We start from the raw sequence: 19629 nt of genomic DNA, 5'->3' as shown, positions 1-19629 counted from the left end.
AGCCATTTGGCTGAAGGATATCCCTATTTTTCTCCAAACATCATTACACCTAGATCATCAGAATTTCTCGGATGTCTTGTTCTGTAAGGGTAGATAACCCTTCCTGACCTGGCTGAATTACCTCATCGATCAAGTTCCTTTTCTTCTGTTGTAGCTCATACATTTTGTCTTCCACAGTACCTTGGGTGACGAGCCGAATGACTTGAACTACTTTTTTCTGTCCGATTCGGTGAGCCCGATCTGCAGCTTGCTGTTCGACGGCAGGGTTCCACCATAGATCGTATAGAATGACAGTGTCTGCCCCTGTTAAATTGAGTCCGGTTCCGCCAGCTTTTAAGGAGATCAGGAAAATATCCCGCTCTCCTTCATTAAATTGATTACATAAATCTACGCGCTGAGACACAGGCGTTTGACCGTCTAGGTAAAAATATGGAATACCTTGATAGCCGAGTTCACGTCCAATCAAACCGAGCATTTCTGTGAACTGGGAGAATACTAGCATTCGTTTACCTGAACTGCGGCATTCCTCTATGATTTCAAACAGCTGCTCGAACTTGGCGGAGCTTCCTTCATACCCATCCACAAATAGAGCCGGGTGACAGCATAGCTGGCGCAGACGGGTGAGACCAGCAAGGATTTTAATCCGATTATTATTACCGAAGCTATCCTGGGTCAGATGCTTAAGCGCCTCTTTTTTCAAACGGGCGAGATAAGCGACATATAACTTCTTCTGCTCAGGGAACAGCTCACAGGCTTGGAGTGATTCGATTTTCTCAGGCAATTCTTTTAACACATCACTCTTTAAGCGCCGCAGCAAAAAAGGACGTGCCCGTTTAGCGATAGTTTCCCTCGGCAAATCGTGAAAAGCCTTCTTACCTGGAAATAACCCGGGAAACACAGTGCCGAAGATGGACCATAGATCTTCTAGCGCATTCTCAACAGGAGTCCCAGTAAGTGCAAAACGATGCCGGGCTTGAAGAGCCATAACTGCTTGAGCGGTCTGCGTCGTATGGTTCTTTATGGTTTGCGCTTCATCGAGAATCAGGGTGTGAAAAGATTTCTTAGCATACAACTGAACATCTCTTCGAAGCAGCGGGTAAGAGGTGATAATTACATCCGCCTTCGCTGCATTTTTTAAAATTCGACCGCGTTCCGTTAAGCTTCCATCTGCAATAACAGCCTTAATCTCAGGCGTGAACTTTTTAAGCTCATTATGCCAATTGTAGGTGAGAGAGGCAGGAGCGACAATAAGAGCGGGCAGACCACTCTGACGAATATCCGGAAGCTCAGAGAGCAGAAAAGCGATACTCTGCAGCGTTTTGCCAAGACCCATATCATCCGCTAAAATTCCCCCGAAACGGTAATGGGCCAGCGTCTTCAGCCACTGAAATCCATACTGCTGATAATCCCGGAGCACAGGAGCCAGACTATCTGGTATAGGGAAATCAAGGTTCTCAGGATTGTGCATATTCGCAAGTAATCGTTTAAAGGATCTGCTTAGCTTGACTGAGTCACTTTGAGAATCGGAAGAGGTTAAGTGTAACCCACGAACGACTGGTAAAGAAAATTGCACACCTTTAATCTCACCTTCTCGAATGCCCATCTCGTTCATAAAGGTGATGATTTCTTGGAGCTCCTCGCTCTCCAGAGGTAGCAGTGCCCCTTCGGGCAATCGGTAGTATTTACGTTTATCCTGAAGTGATTTTAAGACCATCACAATCTCAGATTCTGGAATACCACCCATGTCGAATTTAAAATCAAGCCAGTCGGTTTTCTCATTCCAACTAATACTCACTTTTGGTGGCGTAGTTCCCGTGAATAGTCTTTCTTTGACAGCGGTGGTCGCATAGACCGTCAATAGTGGTTCAAGCAACGGAATCGTGTGGTATAAAAAATCGTACTCACCGTCCTCATCCGTCATAATATACCCGCCTTCGGTTTTGGCGAAGGATTCATGCTCCATCAGCTCCAGAATTCGGGCCTCTCCTTCACCGTCGCGTATAAGAATCAAGTCCGTACCGCGAACATGGGCTTTTTCATCCAAAGGATTGATGATAATGTCACCATACTGAAACTCTAGCCCGGCGAGCAGTCGATCTCGCACACGGTCCAGATAGAGCCTCGCTATAAGCTTATGTTGCACAATTCGATCAGCAATAGAGTCGGCGATATGCACGTTTCCCAGTTTTTTCAGACCAGGAATAACCTTGTCCATAAAAGGCTCCATTTGTTCGGGGGCAATATCGATGCCATCTCGACGAGAGGATTCCAGCATTTTCTTCATCTCAGATAGGCGCATGCATTCCTGAGCAGTTAGCTTCAACAGCTTACCTTCAGACAGCACGAGTCCGTAATCTTCCAGAACTGAGATCTGCTCCAGTCCTTGAATATCCAGATGGTAGCCTTCGCCTTCGGCTTGCTCGAACGCAAAGCTAAGGGGCGGTGCTTCATTAGGCATATGAATGCCTTCGTACAACACCTCTTCTTGTTGCAGATATACCGACGGAACCTCTGAAAGTGCGGGCTGAAGCGTCTCCCAGAAAAAAGGAGGGATAGCCAGCAGGCGATCTCCCCCCAGGCTGCCACCATATGGAGAGTAGTTAGTGATGTTATCGCGATACATTTTTTCATTTAAGACAATTTCAATTAGCTTCTGAAGAACGATGTTATCTTCCTTCCGAAAGCTGTGAATGGCAGGGTCATAGACGAAATGCTTGGAGAATTCGAAGGTTTCTCCACGATGTACACGTTCCAGAAAACCTCTTATTCTATGAACGACATATAGTCGTTTCGAGCCGATTTTCATTTCTATTCCAAGCATGGTAGTGCTATAGCTGTAAGTGAATGGCTTGCAGATGAACTCGACATTTAAAGGGATTCTATTATCTATAAAAGCCCCAGTACCGCTCGGACGCGGCTTATGGTTGGTGAACATGCCTAGCAGGCTGCTCACAAGATGCTGGTCTCTGGACCTTCCTCCCATGTCTCGCGTAGAATCCGTAACATTACGTGGGGTTAAGACTCCAGTATCTTCAATAGTAGAATGACTGGAAGTTCCGGTACGGTCTGGCCGTTCTCCAGCAGTTTCAAGGGCATCAATGCTGATCAGTACGGCTGCGATATGTTTGCAGAAAGGCCCTCCATGCGTGTAAGCAGGACAAGTACATTCTGCCGTGACATCACCGTCGATATCGATGACAACCATGACTTCGTAGCCAATGCCCCCTTGAACGAGCGCTTCATAACGAGAGCGGGGAAGATCTGGGATGGATTCATTACGTTCTTCAACATCTATTATATCGACGCTTCCTGACTGGTAATAAGCCAATCCTTTTTCAAAAATAGACTTGCCGCACAGCAGCTTAATTACCCGTTCTGTCACACTAAAGCCCATAACATAATTCCTTCCTCGTAACTTGTTCTTCGAAAAGTCCGATTATTATATAGTCCTTATGATAACAGAACGGGCGTGCGCATCAAATAGGGGCTGCTACTCCACTAATCCCGTGCATAATAAAACGGATCGTCAGGTTAATCTCTTCCTCATCGTTCCAGTCCTTCTCCGGTTGTAGCAGCAGGCGATTAAGCAGATACCCACCAATGGATGAAATAGTGAAACGTAGAATAGCGGGTGTGGGTAATTCAATGACTTCACCTTTTGCCTTGAAGTGTTCAACAATTTCTATGACGCGCTCCAGCACCTTGCTTAGAATATTTTCTGCGAACTGTTCTCTGAGCAACGGTTGGAAAGGAATCTCCTGTATCAGAATCTTTAGCATTTTAAAATTTCTACGGGCGAACTCCAGACGATTGACGATAAATGACCGTAGGAATTCTTCGAAGCTGTCATAGGGAACATCGAGTACCCCGTTGAAATTCCGCAGTACAAAAGGAGCGAGCATACGACTCATGGTGGGGCCAATGATGGAGAGCAGTAAATCTTTTTTGGTTTTGTAATATCGGAAAATCGTACCCTCTGCTACGCCTGCCTTTTGAGCAATTTCACTAGTCGCAGCAGCAGCGTAACCTTTTTCGGAGAACACCTCAATCGCCGCATGCAAAATGGAAATCTGCTTCGGTGTCAGTTTATCCTCTTCACTTATGGCCAGCAGCTCTTCAATCCACTGCTCTTCTATATTTCGTTCCGCAGAATCATGTTCTTTCATTACAATTATCCTCCAAACTTGGTTCATTCCGTTCAACCGATGAAAGTTCTTAGTGAGGCTACATTTTCCGGTGTTTGCGTAGTGCCAATACATTCAGCACCATGAATAATAGTGAAAACCCGATCAGCACATAGACATCCAGAGCGATGGAATTCCATCCTTTGTCACGGATCATGATGTTCATAAGCGCTTCTGATCCATAATAAATTGGGGTTGCGTAGCCGATGCGCTGTAGCCATAGCGGTAGGGTGTCGAGTGGGAACAGTCCGCTGAGGAAAACTTGTGGCACGATAATAAGCGGGATGAACTGAATCATCTGTAGCTCGTTGGCTGCAAAAGCAGATAATAGCGTGCCCAGCGTCAGTGCAGTCATTGACAGGAGTAAGGTGATCAGCATTACGTAACCAAAGCTTCCCGTCATCATAATGCCAAGAATCTGAATGGAAAACCACGAGATCAACAGCGCTTGAAATACGGTAAAAATGCCGAAACCACATACATACCCGAGTACAATCTCCCATCTTTTTAAAGGAGTGGAAAGTAAACGTTCAAGGGTGCCTGTAGTCCGCTCTCGCAGGAAAGAAACACCGGCAATCAGGAATACGAAAAAGAAAACAAATACACCAATCATAATCGGACCGAAGCGGTCAATCGTCTTCATATTCTCAGAACCGTATAAGTAGCTGATCTGGGGCTGTAATTGCAGCTGTTTCTCTGTACTTGGAAGGAGCTTCTGAGAAAGCTTTTGAAGCGTCATAATTACCGCCTTGTTGGCTGTAGGGTTGCTACCCTCTAACAACACTTGAGGGATGACTCCTGAATTCCCAACGTTTCCGTCCAAAGTGATCAAAGCGTCAATCTTTCCTTCTACTAGAGCACTTTTCCCTAGCTCTTCGCTGGGATACTCTTTAATTGTGGTATTTTCTTCTTTTAACGCAGCTGAGATATTTAGTGGCACACCGGATACTCCAATTTTTGGCTCATAGGCGTCCCCGTTGAATACCAAGCTCATTAAACTTAGAACGACGAGCGGTGCAATGAACATTAAGGCCATCGTTCTTTTATCATGAATAAATTGTCGCAAAATCCGTAAGGTGATCGCTCGAATTCTCATGAACGGACACCTCCATAATATAGAAAGGCTTCTTCAATAGAAGCTGAGCCAGTGGCTTCAAGCAGTCCGGCAGGTGTGTCGGCGGCAAGCAGCTTGCCATCACGGATCATTCCAAGGCGATCACATTTCTCAGCTTCATCCATGACATGCGTAGTGAGTACAATCGTGGTACCTTTCTCGTTCAGCGCTTTTAGTTCTTTCCAGATGGATAGTCGGAGTACAGGATCGATACCAACTGTTGGCTCATCAAGAAGAAGTAGCGGAGGCTCATGAAGCAGCGCAATCGCCAGGGATAGGCGGCGTTTCATTCCGCCAGAGTATTGATCTACTCTTTTGCGCAGATGCTCCTGAAGATCTACTAGTTCCATAACAGCTTTGATGCGTTTTCCGCGCTCCGCACCTTTTAGTCCATATAGCGCAGCGAAGAACTCCAGATTTTCTTTTGCGCTGAGTTCCGTATATAGGGCATCAGATTGAGCCATGTATCCAATTTGCTGCAGCATGGATAACTTAGGCATGGTGACACCAAGCACCTTTACCTCACCTGAGGTCACCTCATCGATACCTGTAAGCAGCTTTACTAGCGTTGTTTTTCCGGAGCCAGAGGGCCCTAATATGCCGAAGGTTTCCGCACGCTCCACTTGAAGTGAAATATCTTCGAGCACCTGTTTGTCTCCAAAGGCTTTACTAACATGGCTCACTGAAATGACTGGAACTTCCGAACCCATATTCATCTCCTCGATTCTGAATAGTCTGGGATACAAAGTGGTGTTACTGAGTGCTCTGCACAACAATAATGAGTGAGCGCTCACTCATTATTGTGCTCCGGAATCCAGTAAATGTAAAGTGCTAGATTTCCGCTACTTGAAACTAACTTACAATTAGGTGTAAATCGCAAAGTAGCGGCATTTTTGCACAAGATGCGAATACCTGCTCACGAACCAACTTGATATGATGTTAACAAGGAATCCAGCTGGGATGTTCGACAACTCAATGATGCAAATGCCATTGCTTCCGAAATTGATTAGGCGTTGTTCCGAAATGGGTTTTGAACAATTTGCAAAAATGAGAGCAATTTGTGATCCCCACTTCCTCGGCGATGTGTGCAACTGTGTATTTGCTTGAAGTCAGAAGATGAACGGCTTCCTGCATTCTTTTGACCGTTAAATAATCGGAAATACTGCTGCCTGTACATTCCTTGAACAAGTGGGATAAATGATGGGGTGAAAGATGCAGAGCCTTGCTCATTTGATCAAGCCGCAAAGGTTCCTTGTAATGCAACTGCAGCCATTCCATAATACGTTCTGCCTGATGTGGTTTACGAAGCAATTGTTCCATGGAGGCCGGCTTCTGCTGTGTATCCCAAAGCGGCTTTAAAGTACGTAGGAACGTGATGAGAAACAATGAGACCTCTTCCATGAAATCATTTTTGTGCAAAGTTGGAAGCGCTTTATCCAGATCCTTCAGAAGAGCTATCAGGGATTGCAGGTCCTGCTGTTCATACCATCGAGGTGAGGCAGAATTGCCGCTGTGAATATGATTGAAAAAGCTCTGTAGGATGGGCCACTTTTCAAAATAAGCTTTAAATATGCTGGGCTCATAATGCACGATCGAACGCACGAACGGAACCGCCTCATTAATTTCAATTTGAATATGATGCAGTTGATACGGCTGGAAAATACAAATCATCCCTGGCTTTATTTCATAGCTATTTTGATCAATAATCAGCGTCCCTTTACCTTCATGAACAATAAGAATTTCAACACCCTGATGAGCATGGAATGTACCTTGATAGTCGTCTGTATTTGTACTTGTTCTTTTATATACAAAATAGAGATGGAACGGTTGTAAGTCCTGCTGCTCATGGTACGTCACATTCGTGTTCCTCCTATTAGTAGGGATGCGGATAACCTATCGTTTACAAAAGTATAAGAGAACCATTGCACAGCTAGCAACATCTAGATTAAAAAGTCTTACTCACTAATGGAGGACATCGAATTATGGCAGAACAAAAGACAGAATTACATAACGCAGGGTATAAAGCTTGGCTCGAATATCCTTATATTCAATCGAGTACCGTAAGAGAGCGCTATGCTTCTTGGTGCAATAACATTTTGATCCCCGAACAGGATCATCCAGTGATCAAAAGTGCTGTGCAAGAACTAACACGTGGCATACAAGGAATGCTGGATATAGATGCTACCATTGCTGAATCTCAGGATAAAGATAAACAAGCTTGTATTGCAATCGGTACGTTTGATAGTAATCATCCGTTGATTACGCATACCTTTAGCGAGGCTACAAGGACAGCAATTGGATCAGAAGGATATGCCATTCGAACAAACACGGAGAAGGACTGTATTGCAATTGGTGCTTCCACACCCGTGGGTTTACTGTACGGTGTATTTGCATTCCTACGCTTGCTTGGAACGGGTCAATCGATTAAGGCGTTGGATATGTTGGATCAGCCGGTAAATACGCTCCGCATGATGAATCAATGGGATAACATCGATGGAAGCATCGAACGTGGTTACGCAGGGAAGTCCATATTTTACTCAGACAACGAAATCACTAAGGACTTTGATCGATTGGAAGATTATGCGAGAATGCTCGCTTCGATTGGAATCAATGCGATTGCTATAAACAATGTCAATGTACATCGGTTTGAAACGATGTTTATTACAGAGCGCTATCTGCCTGACATCGCGAGGATTGCCGATATCTTCCGTAACTACGGGGTGAAGCTATTCCTAAGTATTAACTATGCTAGCCCGATCGAAATCGGTGGATTGAATACAGCTGATCCGTTAGATACTGATGTACGCCAATGGTGGAAGGCAAAGGCGGTAGAAATTTATAAATTGATTCCAGATTTCGGCGGTTTCCTCGTAAAAGCTGATTCAGAGAATCGTCCAGGTCCATTCACTTATGATCGTGATCATGCAGAAGGTTCGAACATGCTGGCTGAAGCTTTATTGCCTTTCGGGGGAATCGTCATCTGGCGCTGCTTCGTTTACAATTGCAAACAGGATTGGCGGGATCGCTCCACCGATCGTGCACGAGCGGCATATGATCACTTTAAACCGCTGGATGGCCAGTTCATGGAGAATGTTATTTTACAGGTGAAGAATGGTCCTATGGATTTCCAAGTACGGGAAGGCGTATCTCCGCTGTTCGGTGCCATGGAGCATACGAATATGATGATTGAGTTCCAAATTACGCAGGAATATACAGGCCAACAGCGTCATGTCTGCTACCTCGTCCCTCAATGGAAGGAAGTTCTTGATTTTAATACGTACGCAACGGATTCGGAGTCATCGGTGAAACGGGTCGTCGATGGATCCATGTACGGTTATAAATATAGCGGCTTCGCTGCTGTTTCAAATATTGGCAATGATCATAACTGGACGGGGCATTTGTTAGCGCAGGCCAATCTATATGGTTACGGTCGTCTCGCTTGGAATCCGGAATTAAGTGCAGAGCAAATCGCGAAGGAATGGACAATGCTCACGTTCAGTGCAGAGGATGAGCAGTTAATAGATACGATTCGTGAGATCTTGTTAACCTCCTGGAATATCTATGAATCTTATACTTCGCCGCTTGGGGTAGGCTGGATGGTCAATCCTGATCATCATTACGGTCCAAATGTGGATGGATATGAATATTCGAAATGGGGAACGTATCATTTTGCAGACTTACAAGGGATTGGCGTAGACCGGACAATAAAGACGGGTACGGGATATGTTGCTCAGTATCAAGGAGCGAATGTAGATTTTTATGAATCGGTAGCTACTTGTCCAGATGAGCTATTACTGTTCTTTCATCATGTACCGTATACGCATACTCTTAAATCTGGTAAAACGGTCATCCAGCATATTTATGATACGCATTTTGATGGCGTGGATCGCGCAGCAGGGCTGAAAGAGAAGTGGGAATCCCTTGAGGGGAAAATGGACGACAGCAGGTATGGGCAGGTGGCAGACCGTCTGCATGAACAGGTACTACATGCCCGCGAGTGGAGAGATATCATCAATACGTATTTCTATCGAAAAAGCGGTATCCCAGACCAGCATCAACGTACAATATACTAAATATTAGCAGTAGGAGGAGTGTGTCCAGCAGGGCCACTCCTTCTATTGCTCCATCCCTTTGTTTCATAGTCCTATGAGAAGAAAGGAAGATACACCTTGAATCAGAAAAGATTATTTAATGAGGGCTGGGAATTCGCCAAGAGTACTTTAGAAGTGACGAATGCTGAGTCCTTGGATTTCCATCCCGTCGATCTCCCACATGATTGGTTGATTTATAACACGTTAGACTTATATGAGAATAGTATTGGCTGGTATCGAAAGTATTTTATAAATACTAAGAACGATGAGCAGCTATTGCTGTGTTTTGATGGTATTTATATGGACTCCACGATTTATGTGAATCATCAATGGGTTGGGGAGTGGAAATACGGTTATTCTTCCTTTGAATACGAGATTACAGATATGCTCATAGACGGGGAAAATGAAATTCTAGTGAAGGTTGTGCATCAGAGTCCGAATAGTAGATGGTATTCAGGAGCGGGTATCTACCGGAATGTATGGCTCAAGACAAGAGATTGTAATCATATCGTGACAGATGGAATTTACATTCATACGGTACAAAAAAAAGACGTTTGGCTAGTGGAGATAGACACCGATGTGAGCATTACAGGAGATATGCGGCTTTCCCAAACCATTCTGTACAAGGATCGAGAGATAAAGACCTGTGTTGAGAAGATCTCCGCAGTAGAATTAACACAAGCTACCTCACGTGTAAGTCAGGTGCTGACAGTAGAAAATCCTTTATTATGGAGCCCCGGTGAGCCGCATTTATATCAGCTAAAAACGGAATTGCAGCATAAGGCACCTGATCAGGGCTCTGATGATGTGTGGACAACAATAGAAGAAGTAACACAGTGTATAGGTTTTCGAACGATTGTACTGGATCCGCAAGAGGGAATGCTTCTGAATGGGTTAAAGATCAAGCTTAACGGAGTTTGTGAGCATCATGATCTTGGAGCATTGGGTTCGGCGTTTCATACAGCAGCATTGCGAAGAAGACTTGAGATCTTAAAGGACATGGGCGTAAATGCAATACGCACCGCTCATAATATGCCTGCAGCAGAGCTTATGGATCTGGCGGACGAAGTGGGGCTGCTTGTGGTTTCAGAAGCCTTTGATATGTGGGAGCGATCGAAGACCACATATGATTACGCAAGATTTTTCAAGGACTGGGCGTTAAAAGATGTGAGAAGCTGGGTCATGCGAGATCGTAATCATCCAAGCTTGTTAATGTGGAGTATTGGCAATGAAATTTATGATACGCATGCTGACAAGCGAGGGCAAGAATTGACGAGCATGTTGATGGAAGCCGTGCTTCAATATGATCCGAAAGGCAACGGGAAAGTGACCATTGGATCGAACTATATGCCATGGGAGAATGCTCAGAAATGTGCGGACATCGTAAAGGTGGCAGGCTACAATTATGCGGAAAAATATTACCATCAGCATCACGCGGAACATCCTGACTGGATTATCTATGGTAGTGAAACCGCCTCTATTGTGCAGAGCAGGGGAATATATCATTTCCCATTCGAGCAATCCATCCTGGCTGATGACGATGAGCAGTGCTCTGCACTAGGTAATAGCTCTACAAGCTGGGGAGCGAAGTCGGCAGAAGCGTGTATTATCGCGGAGCGAGATGCAGCGTTCTCATTAGGGCAATTTATATGGACGGGTTTTGATTATATTGGTGAACCTACACCGTATCATACGAAGAATTCGTATTTTGGGCAGATTGATACAGCAACCTTTAAAAAGGATTCATATTACATCTATCGAGCGGCTTGGACAAATTACAAGGAGCATCCGATGGTGCATATTTTTCCCTATTGGGATTTCAATCCCGGTCAAATGATCGATGTTCGAGTCTGCTCGAATGCTCCCAAGATAGAATTGCAGTTCAATGGTGAGACTGTTGGGACCTATGAAATCGATCATGTGCATGGAACGCAGCTAGCGGGCTGGTGGAAGATTCCTTATGAAGCAGGCGAGCTCAAGGCAATCGCTTATGATGAGGCTGACCAAATCATTGCAGTAGACATCAGGAAATCGTTCGGGGATGCGAGTCGAATCTGCTTAAAGGCTGATAAGGGTACACTCCTTGCGAACGGCACAGATTTAATATTCATCGAAATTACGATGGAGGATGAGCGCGGGAATGCCGTTGAGAATGCAAACAATCGCGTTCAGGTTCAGGTGGGCGGAGCAGGCCGTTTGATCGGTTTAGATAATGGAGACAGCACGGACTATGATCCATACAAAGGAACGAGTAGACGCTTGTTCAGCGGCAAGCTTATGGCGATTGTTGCTGCGAGTTTAGAAGCAGGTACGATAACAGTTGAGGTTACCTCGAAAGGTGTAGTAGGTAGTAAGCTAAAGCTTCAATCGCTCCCTGTGGCAGATCGTGGAATAGGCATTTCAGCTAACACTAGAAATCTAGCGTTGCCCTGTGTGATGGGAAATGTAGAAGAAATTCCTTTACGAAAGATAGAAATTATAAGTCATTCTGGACAACAGTTTAATGAAAATAGAAGAGAAATGAATGTACACGCCATCCTTTACCCTAAAGACACTTCCTATACTGAAGTGGAGTGGAGTATTGTAAATGATGCAGGGATTGAGTCCAATCTAGCGCGGCTCGAACAACTGGGACAAGAAGCCAAGATCACGGCGTTAGGAGATGGGAGTTTCCGCGTTCGCTGTATGAGTAAGAACGGTACGGAAAAGACAAAGCTGATTTCACAGTTGGAATTTACAGCGAGCGGTCTGGGGACGGCTTACAAGGATCCGTATGGATTTATATCTGGCGGTCTATATGACGAGGTTAAAGGCGAAGTCGGAAACGGAAATGAACGAGGCGTAGCAACGAGTCGAGATGGTGAGACGCAGGTTGCTTATCGCGAGATTGACTTTGGAACTTACGGCTCGGATTTGATAACGATTCCCCTATTCGCATTGTCTAGCGAAGCCTACGAGCTCCAGATTTGGGAAGGCATGCCGGACGAAGAGAACAGTGAGCTTTTGGCAGACGTTATTTATCAGAAGGAATCGCAATGGAATGTTTATCAGGAGGCAACCTATCTATTATCCAAAAGACTTACTGGCATCAGCTCTATTTGTTTTGTATTACAGAAGAAGGTGCACATTAAAGGCTTCTCGTTTGTGAAAAAGAACCGAGCGTTCGAGCAGAATAGGGCTGTGGATTGTGATCGCATTTATGGTGATACGTTCACCATCGCGGAACAGGGTGTTGAAGGAATCGGGAATAACGTATCTCTCGTGTTCGAGCAGATGGATTTTACGACGGAAGGTACTTCAAAGCTTGTCATTTGTGGGAGATCTCCGATCGATAAGAATACCATTCATCTTTGCTTCGAAGAGGGTGAAGCATCTAACAATCAACTGATCGAATTTACACAGTCAGATGGATATGTAGAGCGAGTATTTGAGTTGGAGAAAGTGACAGGGGAGCAGAAGGTAACGTTTATCTTCTTGCCTGGAAGTCAGTTCGATTTCGGTTGGTTTCGGTTTGAATGATCGATTGTCCTTTCAACTACTACGATAAATGAGGTGCGTGTACATGTTAACAGGCAAGATGAATGCTGCAATAATGGATGAGCAATTATCGATTTCTGTGAAGCAAATAGATATTCCTGTTCCTAAGGAAAATGAAGCGCTAATTAAGGTGTATTGTATAGGAATTTGCGGGTCAGATGTTCATTACTATGAGCATGGAAGAATCGGTCGTTATGTAGTAAAGGAACCGATCATATTAGGCCATGAGCTGGCTGGTGAAGTCGTTGAGGTTGGTAAGCAGGTATCAAATATAGCTGTAGGTGACCGAGTAGCGGTTGAGCCAGGCGTGACCTGTGGACAATGCGACTATTGTAAATCAGGACGTTATAATTTGTGCCCAGATGTGGTCTTTCTTGCAACACCCCCAGTAAATGGGGCTTGGGCAGAATACATTGTCATGCCAAGCGATTATCTATTTAAACTTCCGGATTCTATGAGTTATGAGGAAGGTGCAATGCTGGAGCCATTGTCGGTTGGTTTTCACGCAATGATGCGTGGTAAGGTTCAACCGTTTGATCGAGTGCTAATAACGGGTCTTGGTCCGATCGGACTGCTTGCAGGACAAGCAGCAAAGCTATTTGGCGTTTCTGAAATTTATGGTACGGATGTCGTACCTTTTCGGCGTCAACTTGCAATGGAGATGGGCTTCACTGCAGCATTAGATCCAGTAAAAGAGAATGTTGGACAGCGACTCAATGAGTTAACGAACGGATTTGGAGTTACACTCGTCGTAGAATCATCGGGTAACGCAAGAGCGATGGCGGATACAATTAAGTGGGTTCGCCGTGGCGGGAGAATTGTATTTGTCGGTTTACCAGCCGATAGTGCTATTCCGATGGACATGGGACAATTTATCGATGGTGAGATCGATGCTTATGGTGTTTTTCGTTACGCGAATACCTATCCGGCTGCGATCCAAGCGTTGCAGCATTCTTCATTAGATATTGAGAAAATAGTTACGCATCGCTTTGCGCTTACAGATACTCAAGAAGCTCTTGAAGTAGCACGTAAAGAGAAGGATACAAGTATTAAGGTAATGATTTATCCGAATATGCCTTAATGCGTGTTATATAAAAAGAGACCGTCCCAAAAGCCATGAAAATGGCTGCTTGAGGCGGTCTTTTTGTGTTTACGTAGGAGCAACTATTGCTTTTTATATGGACGCTCCGCGAACGGACCGTTGTTCCAATCGCTGTGGTCTCCAGATTTAATTTATTTTCCCTACGCGGTAAAAATCCGGAGACCAAGGCGAACGCTATCGCTTTTCCACAATCAGTCCGTCCTCTCCGCTGTTTTAGAGGGGGAAGTTTCAACAAAAACAACGAGTCCGAAGACACATAGATATGCCAAGTTGGACAAATCTTTCTACAGTAGGACAGCCTCTTCGCGTATTACGCTTTAATATAATCTGCAAAATTCTCCAGTAAGTATAAGGAGTTCATATCTTCACGCAAATGATGCTGGACTAGCTCATCCACTTTGTCTGGTTCATGGTTTGTCATACAATCCAGGATCATGTGATGCTCGCTCAAAATTTTCTTCAGCTTTTCTTGCTTTAGCGTATGCAGGCGTCGATATCTTTCATAATGCACATGGGAGAACTTAATTTGCTCCCACAAAAATTCATGTCCTGCTAAGGTGAATAACGTCTTATGATAGGCGTCATCCAAAGCAAAAAAGTGCTCAATGGCATGTTCTTGATGTATAGCATTTCTTTGTTCTTCTAGGTTCTTCTTAAGTTCTATAATTCCTTTAAGAGTAAGGCTGCCGCATAGACCTTTGATAATGTCTTTTTCCAAAACGCTTCTTAAATAGATCATTTGCTCGACAGATTCCAAATCAATGTATGAAACCAGATTCCCTTTCTTCGGATACACATCAATATAGGACTCGAGGGATAGCTGCTTTAGTACATCGCGCAAAGGTGTTCTGGATATCTGAAACCGTTCGGATAACACGGTCTCACTTAGAATGGTTCCAGGCTTTAGCGTTAAATTAAGAATTTCGTGCTTTAATAGGTTCAAAATATCATTTTTGGTGGACATGAGGTTGCGTCTCCATTGCCGTTGAATTTGTAATGCGGATATCTGAAACGGGATCCTGAAATAAGATAGTGATTTCATTATATAATTTTTTGATCTTGTATACAAGAACGGTAATTATTGATTTTATGTCATTGACAAAAGGTATTATTTAAATCTAATATTTGAGTATATTATCTTGTATACAAGATCTCGAAATAAGAAATTATAGGAGGTTTTATCTAGATGAACATGACATGGAGATGGTATGGAGAAGGCAATGACAACATTACGCTTGATCATATCCGGCAAATTCCGGGGGTAATGGGTATTGTCTGGTCACTACATCATAAGGTAGCGGGCGAAGTGTGGGAAATGGATGACATTCAAAAGGTTGCGGATCAAATTACGAGCAAAGGGTTTAGCACTGCCGTAGTAGAGAGTGTGAACGTCCATGATGATATCAAGATTGGACTCCCGACGCGTGATAAATATATCGATATTTACATAGACACCATACGGAAGCTAGCCAAGGTCGGTACTAAAGTGATCTGTTACAATTTCATGCCGATCTTTGACTGGACTCGGACGGAGCTGTACAAGGAATTGCCAGATGGCTCGAATGCTCTTTTTTATGAAAATGCGGCCATTAATGAGAACCCGCGCGACATGGTGAATCGTATTCTCGAGGGGGCAGGTGAATTTACGATGCCTGGCTGGGAGCCGGAGCGTCTTGCGAAGCTCGATGAGCTATTCGCCGCTTATGCAGATGTAACGGAAGAGAAGCTGTTCGAGAACTTGGTCTATTTTCTGAAGCGCATTATTCCTGTCTGTGAAGAAGTCGATATCAAAATGGCTATTCATCCCGATGATCCTGCTTGGCCGATCTTTGGCTTGCCCCGCGTTGTCCGCAGCCGTGATACGATCCGTCGTTTACTTGACGCAGTAGATAGTCCGTATAATGGATTAACCTTCTGCACTGGGTCGCTCGGTACGAATCCGAAGAACGATCTGCCGGCTATGATTCGGGAATTCTGTAATCGTATTCATTTTGCTCATATTCGAAATGTTAAGGTTTTTGAGAACGGAGATTTTATTGAGGTCTCTCATCGTGGACGGGATGGCAGTGTGGATGTGGCAGAGGTTGTTAAAGCGTATCATGAGAATGGATATACGGGATATGTGCGTCCAGATCATGGTCGTCATTTGTGGGGGGAAGAGAAGACTTGCCGCCCAGGGTACGGGCTGTACGATAGAGCAATGGGGATCATGTATTTACTTGGTGTGTGGGATAGTCTCGACAATACGATGGGGGTGAAGTGAATGCTGCTTCTGACAAGAGAGAGTATTCAATCATGTGCAGAGGCGTGGAAGGACGCTGACGTGGAGCTTCCTCAGTTTGATTATGAGCAGGTGGCAGAGAATACGCGCGTTAGGCCGGAATGGGTTCATTTTGGAGCGGGAAATATTTTTCGGGGATTTGTTGCGAATGCTCACCAGAAGCTGTTGGAGCTTGGAAAAGCAGATACAGGTATTATTGCCGCTACCTCCTCTGACTACGAGCTGATTGACAAAATTTATAAACCGCATGATCATTTAACACTTCTCGTACTAATGAATGCGAGTGGCGAGTTTACAAAAAAGGTCATTAGCAGCATTACCGAAGCTATTATGGCAAACAAGAATCGAGCGCAGGATTACTGCCGTTTGGTTGAAATTTTTGAAAACCCGAGCCTTCAGATGGCCAGCTTCACCATCACAGAGAAAGGTTATACCTTGACCGGTCCTGATGGAATGTATCTTGATATCGTGAAGAAGGATATGGAGCAAGGGCCAGAGCAGCCTTCCCACAGCATGAGTGTGATCGCTTCTCTAGCGTACCGTCGATATCTTAAGGGGCAGTATCCGATGACTTTTGTCAGTATGGATAACTGTTCGCACAATGGGGATATGCTGAAAAATAGCATGATTACAATCGCCAAGGCATGGGCTGCGAAAGGGATTGTGGAGGAAGGTTTTGTTGCGTACCTCGAAGACGAGAGTCGAATAACATTCCCCTTGTCGATGATCGATAAAATCACACCACGTCCATCCGAGGTAGTACGTAATGCTTTACAGGAGCAAGGGATTGGCGGCATGGATATACTTATTACTTCGAGGAACGCCCATACCGCGCCTTTTGTTAACGCAGAAGTTAGTGAATATCTGGTCATTGAGGATAAGTTTACGAATGGGCGACCTTTATTAGAAGAAGCCGGCATTATATTCACAGATCGTGAGACCGTGAACAGGGTAGAAACGATGAAAGTTACCACCTGTCTAAACCCCTTGCACACTGCATTAGCGGTCACTGGCTGTCTACTAGGCTACACACAGATTTCGGATGAGATGCAGGATCAGACTCTTCGTACATTAGCCGAGCAGATTGGGTATAACGAAGGATTGCCTGTAGTTGTAGATCCTATCATTCTACGTCCACAGCAGTTTTTGGATGAAGTGCTGCAAGAGCGATTGGCGAATCCATTTATTCCGGACACCCCGCAGCGAATTGCGACAGATACGTCGCAGAAGATAGGCATACGTTATGGGGAAACGATCAAATCCTATGTACAACGCGAAGATCTTCATCCAGCTGAATTAACGGCGATTCCACTAGCAATTGCTGCTTGGTGCCGCTATTTGATCGGAGTGGACGATGAAGGGAATTCATTTGAGCTAAGTCCCGATCCGTTAATGGAGTCGCTTCAAGCGCATCTGCAGGGGGTGACTTTGGGAGATTCGACCTCTAATGTGCATAGAATTCTAGATAATGAGAAGATCTTTGGTGTACCGTTATATGAAATCGGTCTGGGTAGCAAGATTGAAAGCTACTTCTATGAGATGCTGAAAGGCCCAGGGGCTGTACGGAGAACGTTGGAAAAGCATTTAAATGAAGAGTTAGGGTAGATCACATTTACAAAAAGCCTCATGGAGTAAAAGCTACTGCACCCCGCAGAGCTATCCCCCATGAGGCTTTTTCGTGTCTAGTCCATTTGGTTTATCTGAATTTAGCAGTCTAGTACGCTAATATACCTACTTTTTCAAAAAAATAATTATAGTTAATATTTCCATAACATTCCTCTGCAACAGAGTTGACAATTGTAGACGAAAATGACATTAGCAGTTACCTATACGAAAAGGGTGAATCTAATTGAAAAACAGTAAATGGATTAGCGCAACGTTGGCTTCAGCACTTCTTGCAACAGTAGGCGTTGGGAGTGTATCTGCAGCTAGCATCGGCAGTAATGTAAAATCTGTGGCTACCAATCAAACCGCTGCAAAAACAGCAGTTAAAGAAGGTACAGCTACTTGGAATGTAAATGGTACTCCGATTGTGTTTAACACCATTAATAGCAGTGGTTACAAGCTGTACTCGCTGAATCAGGTAGCTGGTGAAATTGGAGCTAAGTTAGTACTTGGAGCTGGCGGGTTTGAACTTAATGACAGCAAAGGATTACATAATGTGAAGCTCAAAACAGGCTCAAAGAGCTATCAAGTAGATGGTAATTCCGAGACATTCACAGTTGCTCCAGTATTTTATAACGGTAAAACCTATGTAGAGCTTTCTAAGTTAGTTTATGCATTAGGTGGAGAACTGGATGCTGACGCTAGCACGATTCTAAGCTTTGCTCGTCCTGAAGGATTGTTTGATACTTTGCACTGGACAGCAGCTGGAAGTCTGATTGCGAACAAAAGTGATGCTGAATCTGCTCAACTTATCAAGTTCAGCACAGAGCCAGGTAACTACGAAGTATTTTCATCAAATGACAGTGCAGTGGATTTTGCAGTATCACCGGATGGGCAGTGGGGAGCTTTCAATGATGAGACTGGTTTGTTGAACCTGATTAACCTGTCTAGCGGAGCTACTAAGACACTTGGTACTGACAATAGTGTAAAAACGGATCTGGTGTGGTCGAACGATGGTAAAAGTATTTACTTCGTCCAAGGTGACAAGCAAGAGAAAATCGCAAAAATCGCTGTAGACACTGGTGAAGTTAAATCCGTATTGGCAGACAAAGTAGAAAACAAATCCGAACTGCGCATTTCCGCTGATGAAAAGAACGCCGTTTATATCGTTAACTTGACGGGTGTTGCTAAAAACGATGCGGACAGCACAGAAGATTCTCTTACTGTAGACTTCAGCTCTGCTGGAGAGCAGCTTTATAAGCTTGACCTGGCTACGAAAGATGCTAAACCAGCTGCACTGACAACTACACCGGATAACAAGCTGTACCCTGAAATTTCTGCTGATGGTAGCGTCATTTACCTGAGTGCAGATGCTGAAGGTAACGCAGCTAACACATTGAAGGTTGTAAAAGCAGATGGAACAAGCAGCAACATTACACTTGATGTTGAAGTAACTTGGTCTACTGGCGTTAAAAACGGCTTAGTTGTAGCAGGTTCAGCGGCAGATGGAAGCACAGTAGTCTATTCCGTTGATAACAATGGAGCTAAGACTGAGCTGTTCCGTTCCACTGAAGATGTATCTGAAGTAGCTGTTTCGAATGATGGAAGCAAGCTTGCTATCGTAAGTGATGGCGGTGTATGGGTAGTTCAAGGCGGCAAAGCATTGCAACTGTCGAAATAATAAATATCCCTAATCATATTTTAACGGCGTAGAG

The 19629-nt window shown here is 44.4% G+C and carries 12 protein-coding genes; 6 read left to right on the top strand and 6 right to left on the bottom strand.

Annotated features, from left to right (window positions below; genetic code table 11):
* Positions 1-49: 49 nt before the first annotated feature.
* The 5 genes from H70737_RS23840 to H70737_RS23820 all read right to left on the bottom strand — a co-directional run bounded on the left by H70737_RS23840 (position 50) and on the right by H70737_RS23820 (position 7155).
* Positions 50-3394, bottom strand: coding sequence for a DEAD/DEAH box helicase (locus H70737_RS23840; protein WP_042191297.1), 3345 nt, complete (start codon positions 3392-3394; stop codon positions 50-52).
* A gap of 82 nt (positions 3395-3476) precedes the next feature.
* Positions 3477-4166 carry a TetR/AcrR family transcriptional regulator gene (locus tag H70737_RS23835; RefSeq protein WP_081951189.1) on the bottom strand — a complete coding sequence of 230 codons (690 nt, stop codon included), beginning with the start codon at positions 4164-4166 and terminating at the stop codon, positions 3477-3479.
* A 58-nt stretch (positions 4167-4224) separates the two neighbouring features.
* Entirely contained in the window at positions 4225-5280 is a 1056-nt protein-coding gene (locus H70737_RS23830; protein WP_042191295.1) for an ABC transporter permease, read from the bottom strand.
* Complete coding sequence (locus H70737_RS23825) at positions 5277-6008, bottom strand: ABC transporter ATP-binding protein (protein ID WP_042191293.1); 732 nt, start codon at positions 6006-6008, stop codon at positions 5277-5279. Before H70737_RS23825 ends, H70737_RS23830 begins: the two co-directional genes overlap by 4 nt.
* A gap of 262 nt (positions 6009-6270) precedes the next feature.
* Positions 6271-7155, bottom strand: a complete 885-nt coding sequence (locus H70737_RS23820) for a helix-turn-helix domain-containing protein (RefSeq protein WP_042191291.1) — start codon at positions 7153-7155, stop codon at positions 6271-6273.
* Positions 7156-7280: 125 nt separating this feature from the next.
* Between H70737_RS23820 and H70737_RS23815 the strand changes: the two genes are divergently transcribed.
* The 3 genes from H70737_RS23815 to H70737_RS23805 all read left to right on the top strand — a co-directional run bounded on the left by H70737_RS23815 (position 7281) and on the right by H70737_RS23805 (position 14007).
* A complete protein-coding gene (locus H70737_RS23815) occupies positions 7281-9371 on the top strand; it encodes an alpha-glucuronidase family glycosyl hydrolase (RefSeq protein WP_042191289.1) in 2091 nt (696 codons plus the stop codon).
* Positions 9372-9467: 96 nt separating this feature from the next.
* Positions 9468-12908, top strand: coding sequence for a glycoside hydrolase family 2 TIM barrel-domain containing protein (locus H70737_RS23810; RefSeq protein ID WP_042191287.1), 3441 nt, complete (start codon positions 9468-9470; stop codon positions 12906-12908).
* Positions 12909-12951: 43 nt separating this feature from the next.
* Positions 12952-14007 carry an NAD(P)-dependent alcohol dehydrogenase gene (locus H70737_RS23805; RefSeq protein WP_042191285.1) on the top strand — a complete coding sequence of 352 codons (1056 nt, stop codon included), beginning with the start codon at positions 12952-12954 and terminating at the stop codon, positions 14005-14007.
* Positions 14008-14338: 331 nt separating this feature from the next.
* On the opposite strand, the gene H70737_RS23800 is transcribed toward H70737_RS23805, so the two are convergent.
* The gene (locus H70737_RS23800) at positions 14339-14992 is read right to left on the bottom strand and encodes a GntR family transcriptional regulator (protein ID WP_042191283.1); all 654 of its coding nucleotides are present in this window, start codon (positions 14990-14992) and stop codon (positions 14339-14341) included.
* A 222-nt stretch (positions 14993-15214) separates the two neighbouring features.
* Here H70737_RS23800 and uxuA point away from each other — a divergent pair, with 222 nt between their 5' ends.
* The 3 genes from uxuA (at position 15215) to H70737_RS23785 (ending at position 19595) form a co-directional block, all read left to right on the top strand.
* Positions 15215-16291 (top strand): mannonate dehydratase, encoded by a 1077-nt coding sequence (gene uxuA, locus H70737_RS23795; RefSeq protein WP_042191280.1) that lies wholly within the window; start codon positions 15215-15217, stop codon positions 16289-16291.
* The gene (locus H70737_RS23790) at positions 16292-17914 is read left to right on the top strand and encodes a mannitol dehydrogenase family protein (protein ID WP_042191278.1); all 1623 of its coding nucleotides are present in this window, start codon (positions 16292-16294) and stop codon (positions 17912-17914) included.
* A 244-nt stretch (positions 17915-18158) separates the two neighbouring features.
* Positions 18159-19595: a stalk domain-containing protein gene (locus tag H70737_RS23785; protein WP_042191276.1), complete on the top strand. Its 1437-nt coding sequence runs from the start codon at positions 18159-18161 to the stop codon at positions 19593-19595.
* Positions 19596-19629 lie beyond the last annotated feature (34 nt).

The sequence above is a fragment of the Paenibacillus sp. FSL H7-0737 genome (genome assembly GCF_000758545.1).
Lineage (GTDB): Bacteria > Bacillota > Bacilli > Paenibacillales > Paenibacillaceae > Paenibacillus_AQ.
This window is presented reverse-complemented; position numbering and strand designations above follow the sequence as displayed.

Bases quoted from the DNA above. Each gene is read 5' to 3' on its own strand.
- H70737_RS23840 (WP_042191297.1), bottom strand. From the start codon at position 3,394: ATGGGCTTTAGTGTGACAGAACGGGTAATTAAGCTGCTGTGCGGCAAG.
- H70737_RS23835 (WP_081951189.1), bottom strand. From the start codon at position 4,166: ATGAAAGAACATGATTCTGCGGAACGAAATATAGAAGAGCAGTGGATT.
- H70737_RS23830 (WP_042191295.1), bottom strand. From the start codon at position 5,280: ATGAGAATTCGAGCGATCACCTTACGGATTTTGCGACAATTTATTCAT.
- H70737_RS23825 (WP_042191293.1), bottom strand. From the start codon at position 6,008: ATGGGTTCGGAAGTTCCAGTCATTTCAGTGAGCCATGTTAGTAAAGCC.
- H70737_RS23815 (WP_042191289.1), top strand. From the start codon at position 7,281: ATGGCAGAACAAAAGACAGAATTACATAACGCAGGGTATAAAGCTTGG.
- H70737_RS23805 (WP_042191285.1), top strand. From the start codon at position 12,952: ATGTTAACAGGCAAGATGAATGCTGCAATAATGGATGAGCAATTATCG.
- H70737_RS23800 (WP_042191283.1), bottom strand. From the start codon at position 14,992: ATGTCCACCAAAAATGATATTTTGAACCTATTAAAGCACGAAATTCTT.
- uxuA (WP_042191280.1), top strand. From the start codon at position 15,215: ATGAACATGACATGGAGATGGTATGGAGAAGGCAATGACAACATTACG.
- H70737_RS23790 (WP_042191278.1), top strand. From the start codon at position 16,292: ATGCTGCTTCTGACAAGAGAGAGTATTCAATCATGTGCAGAGGCGTGG.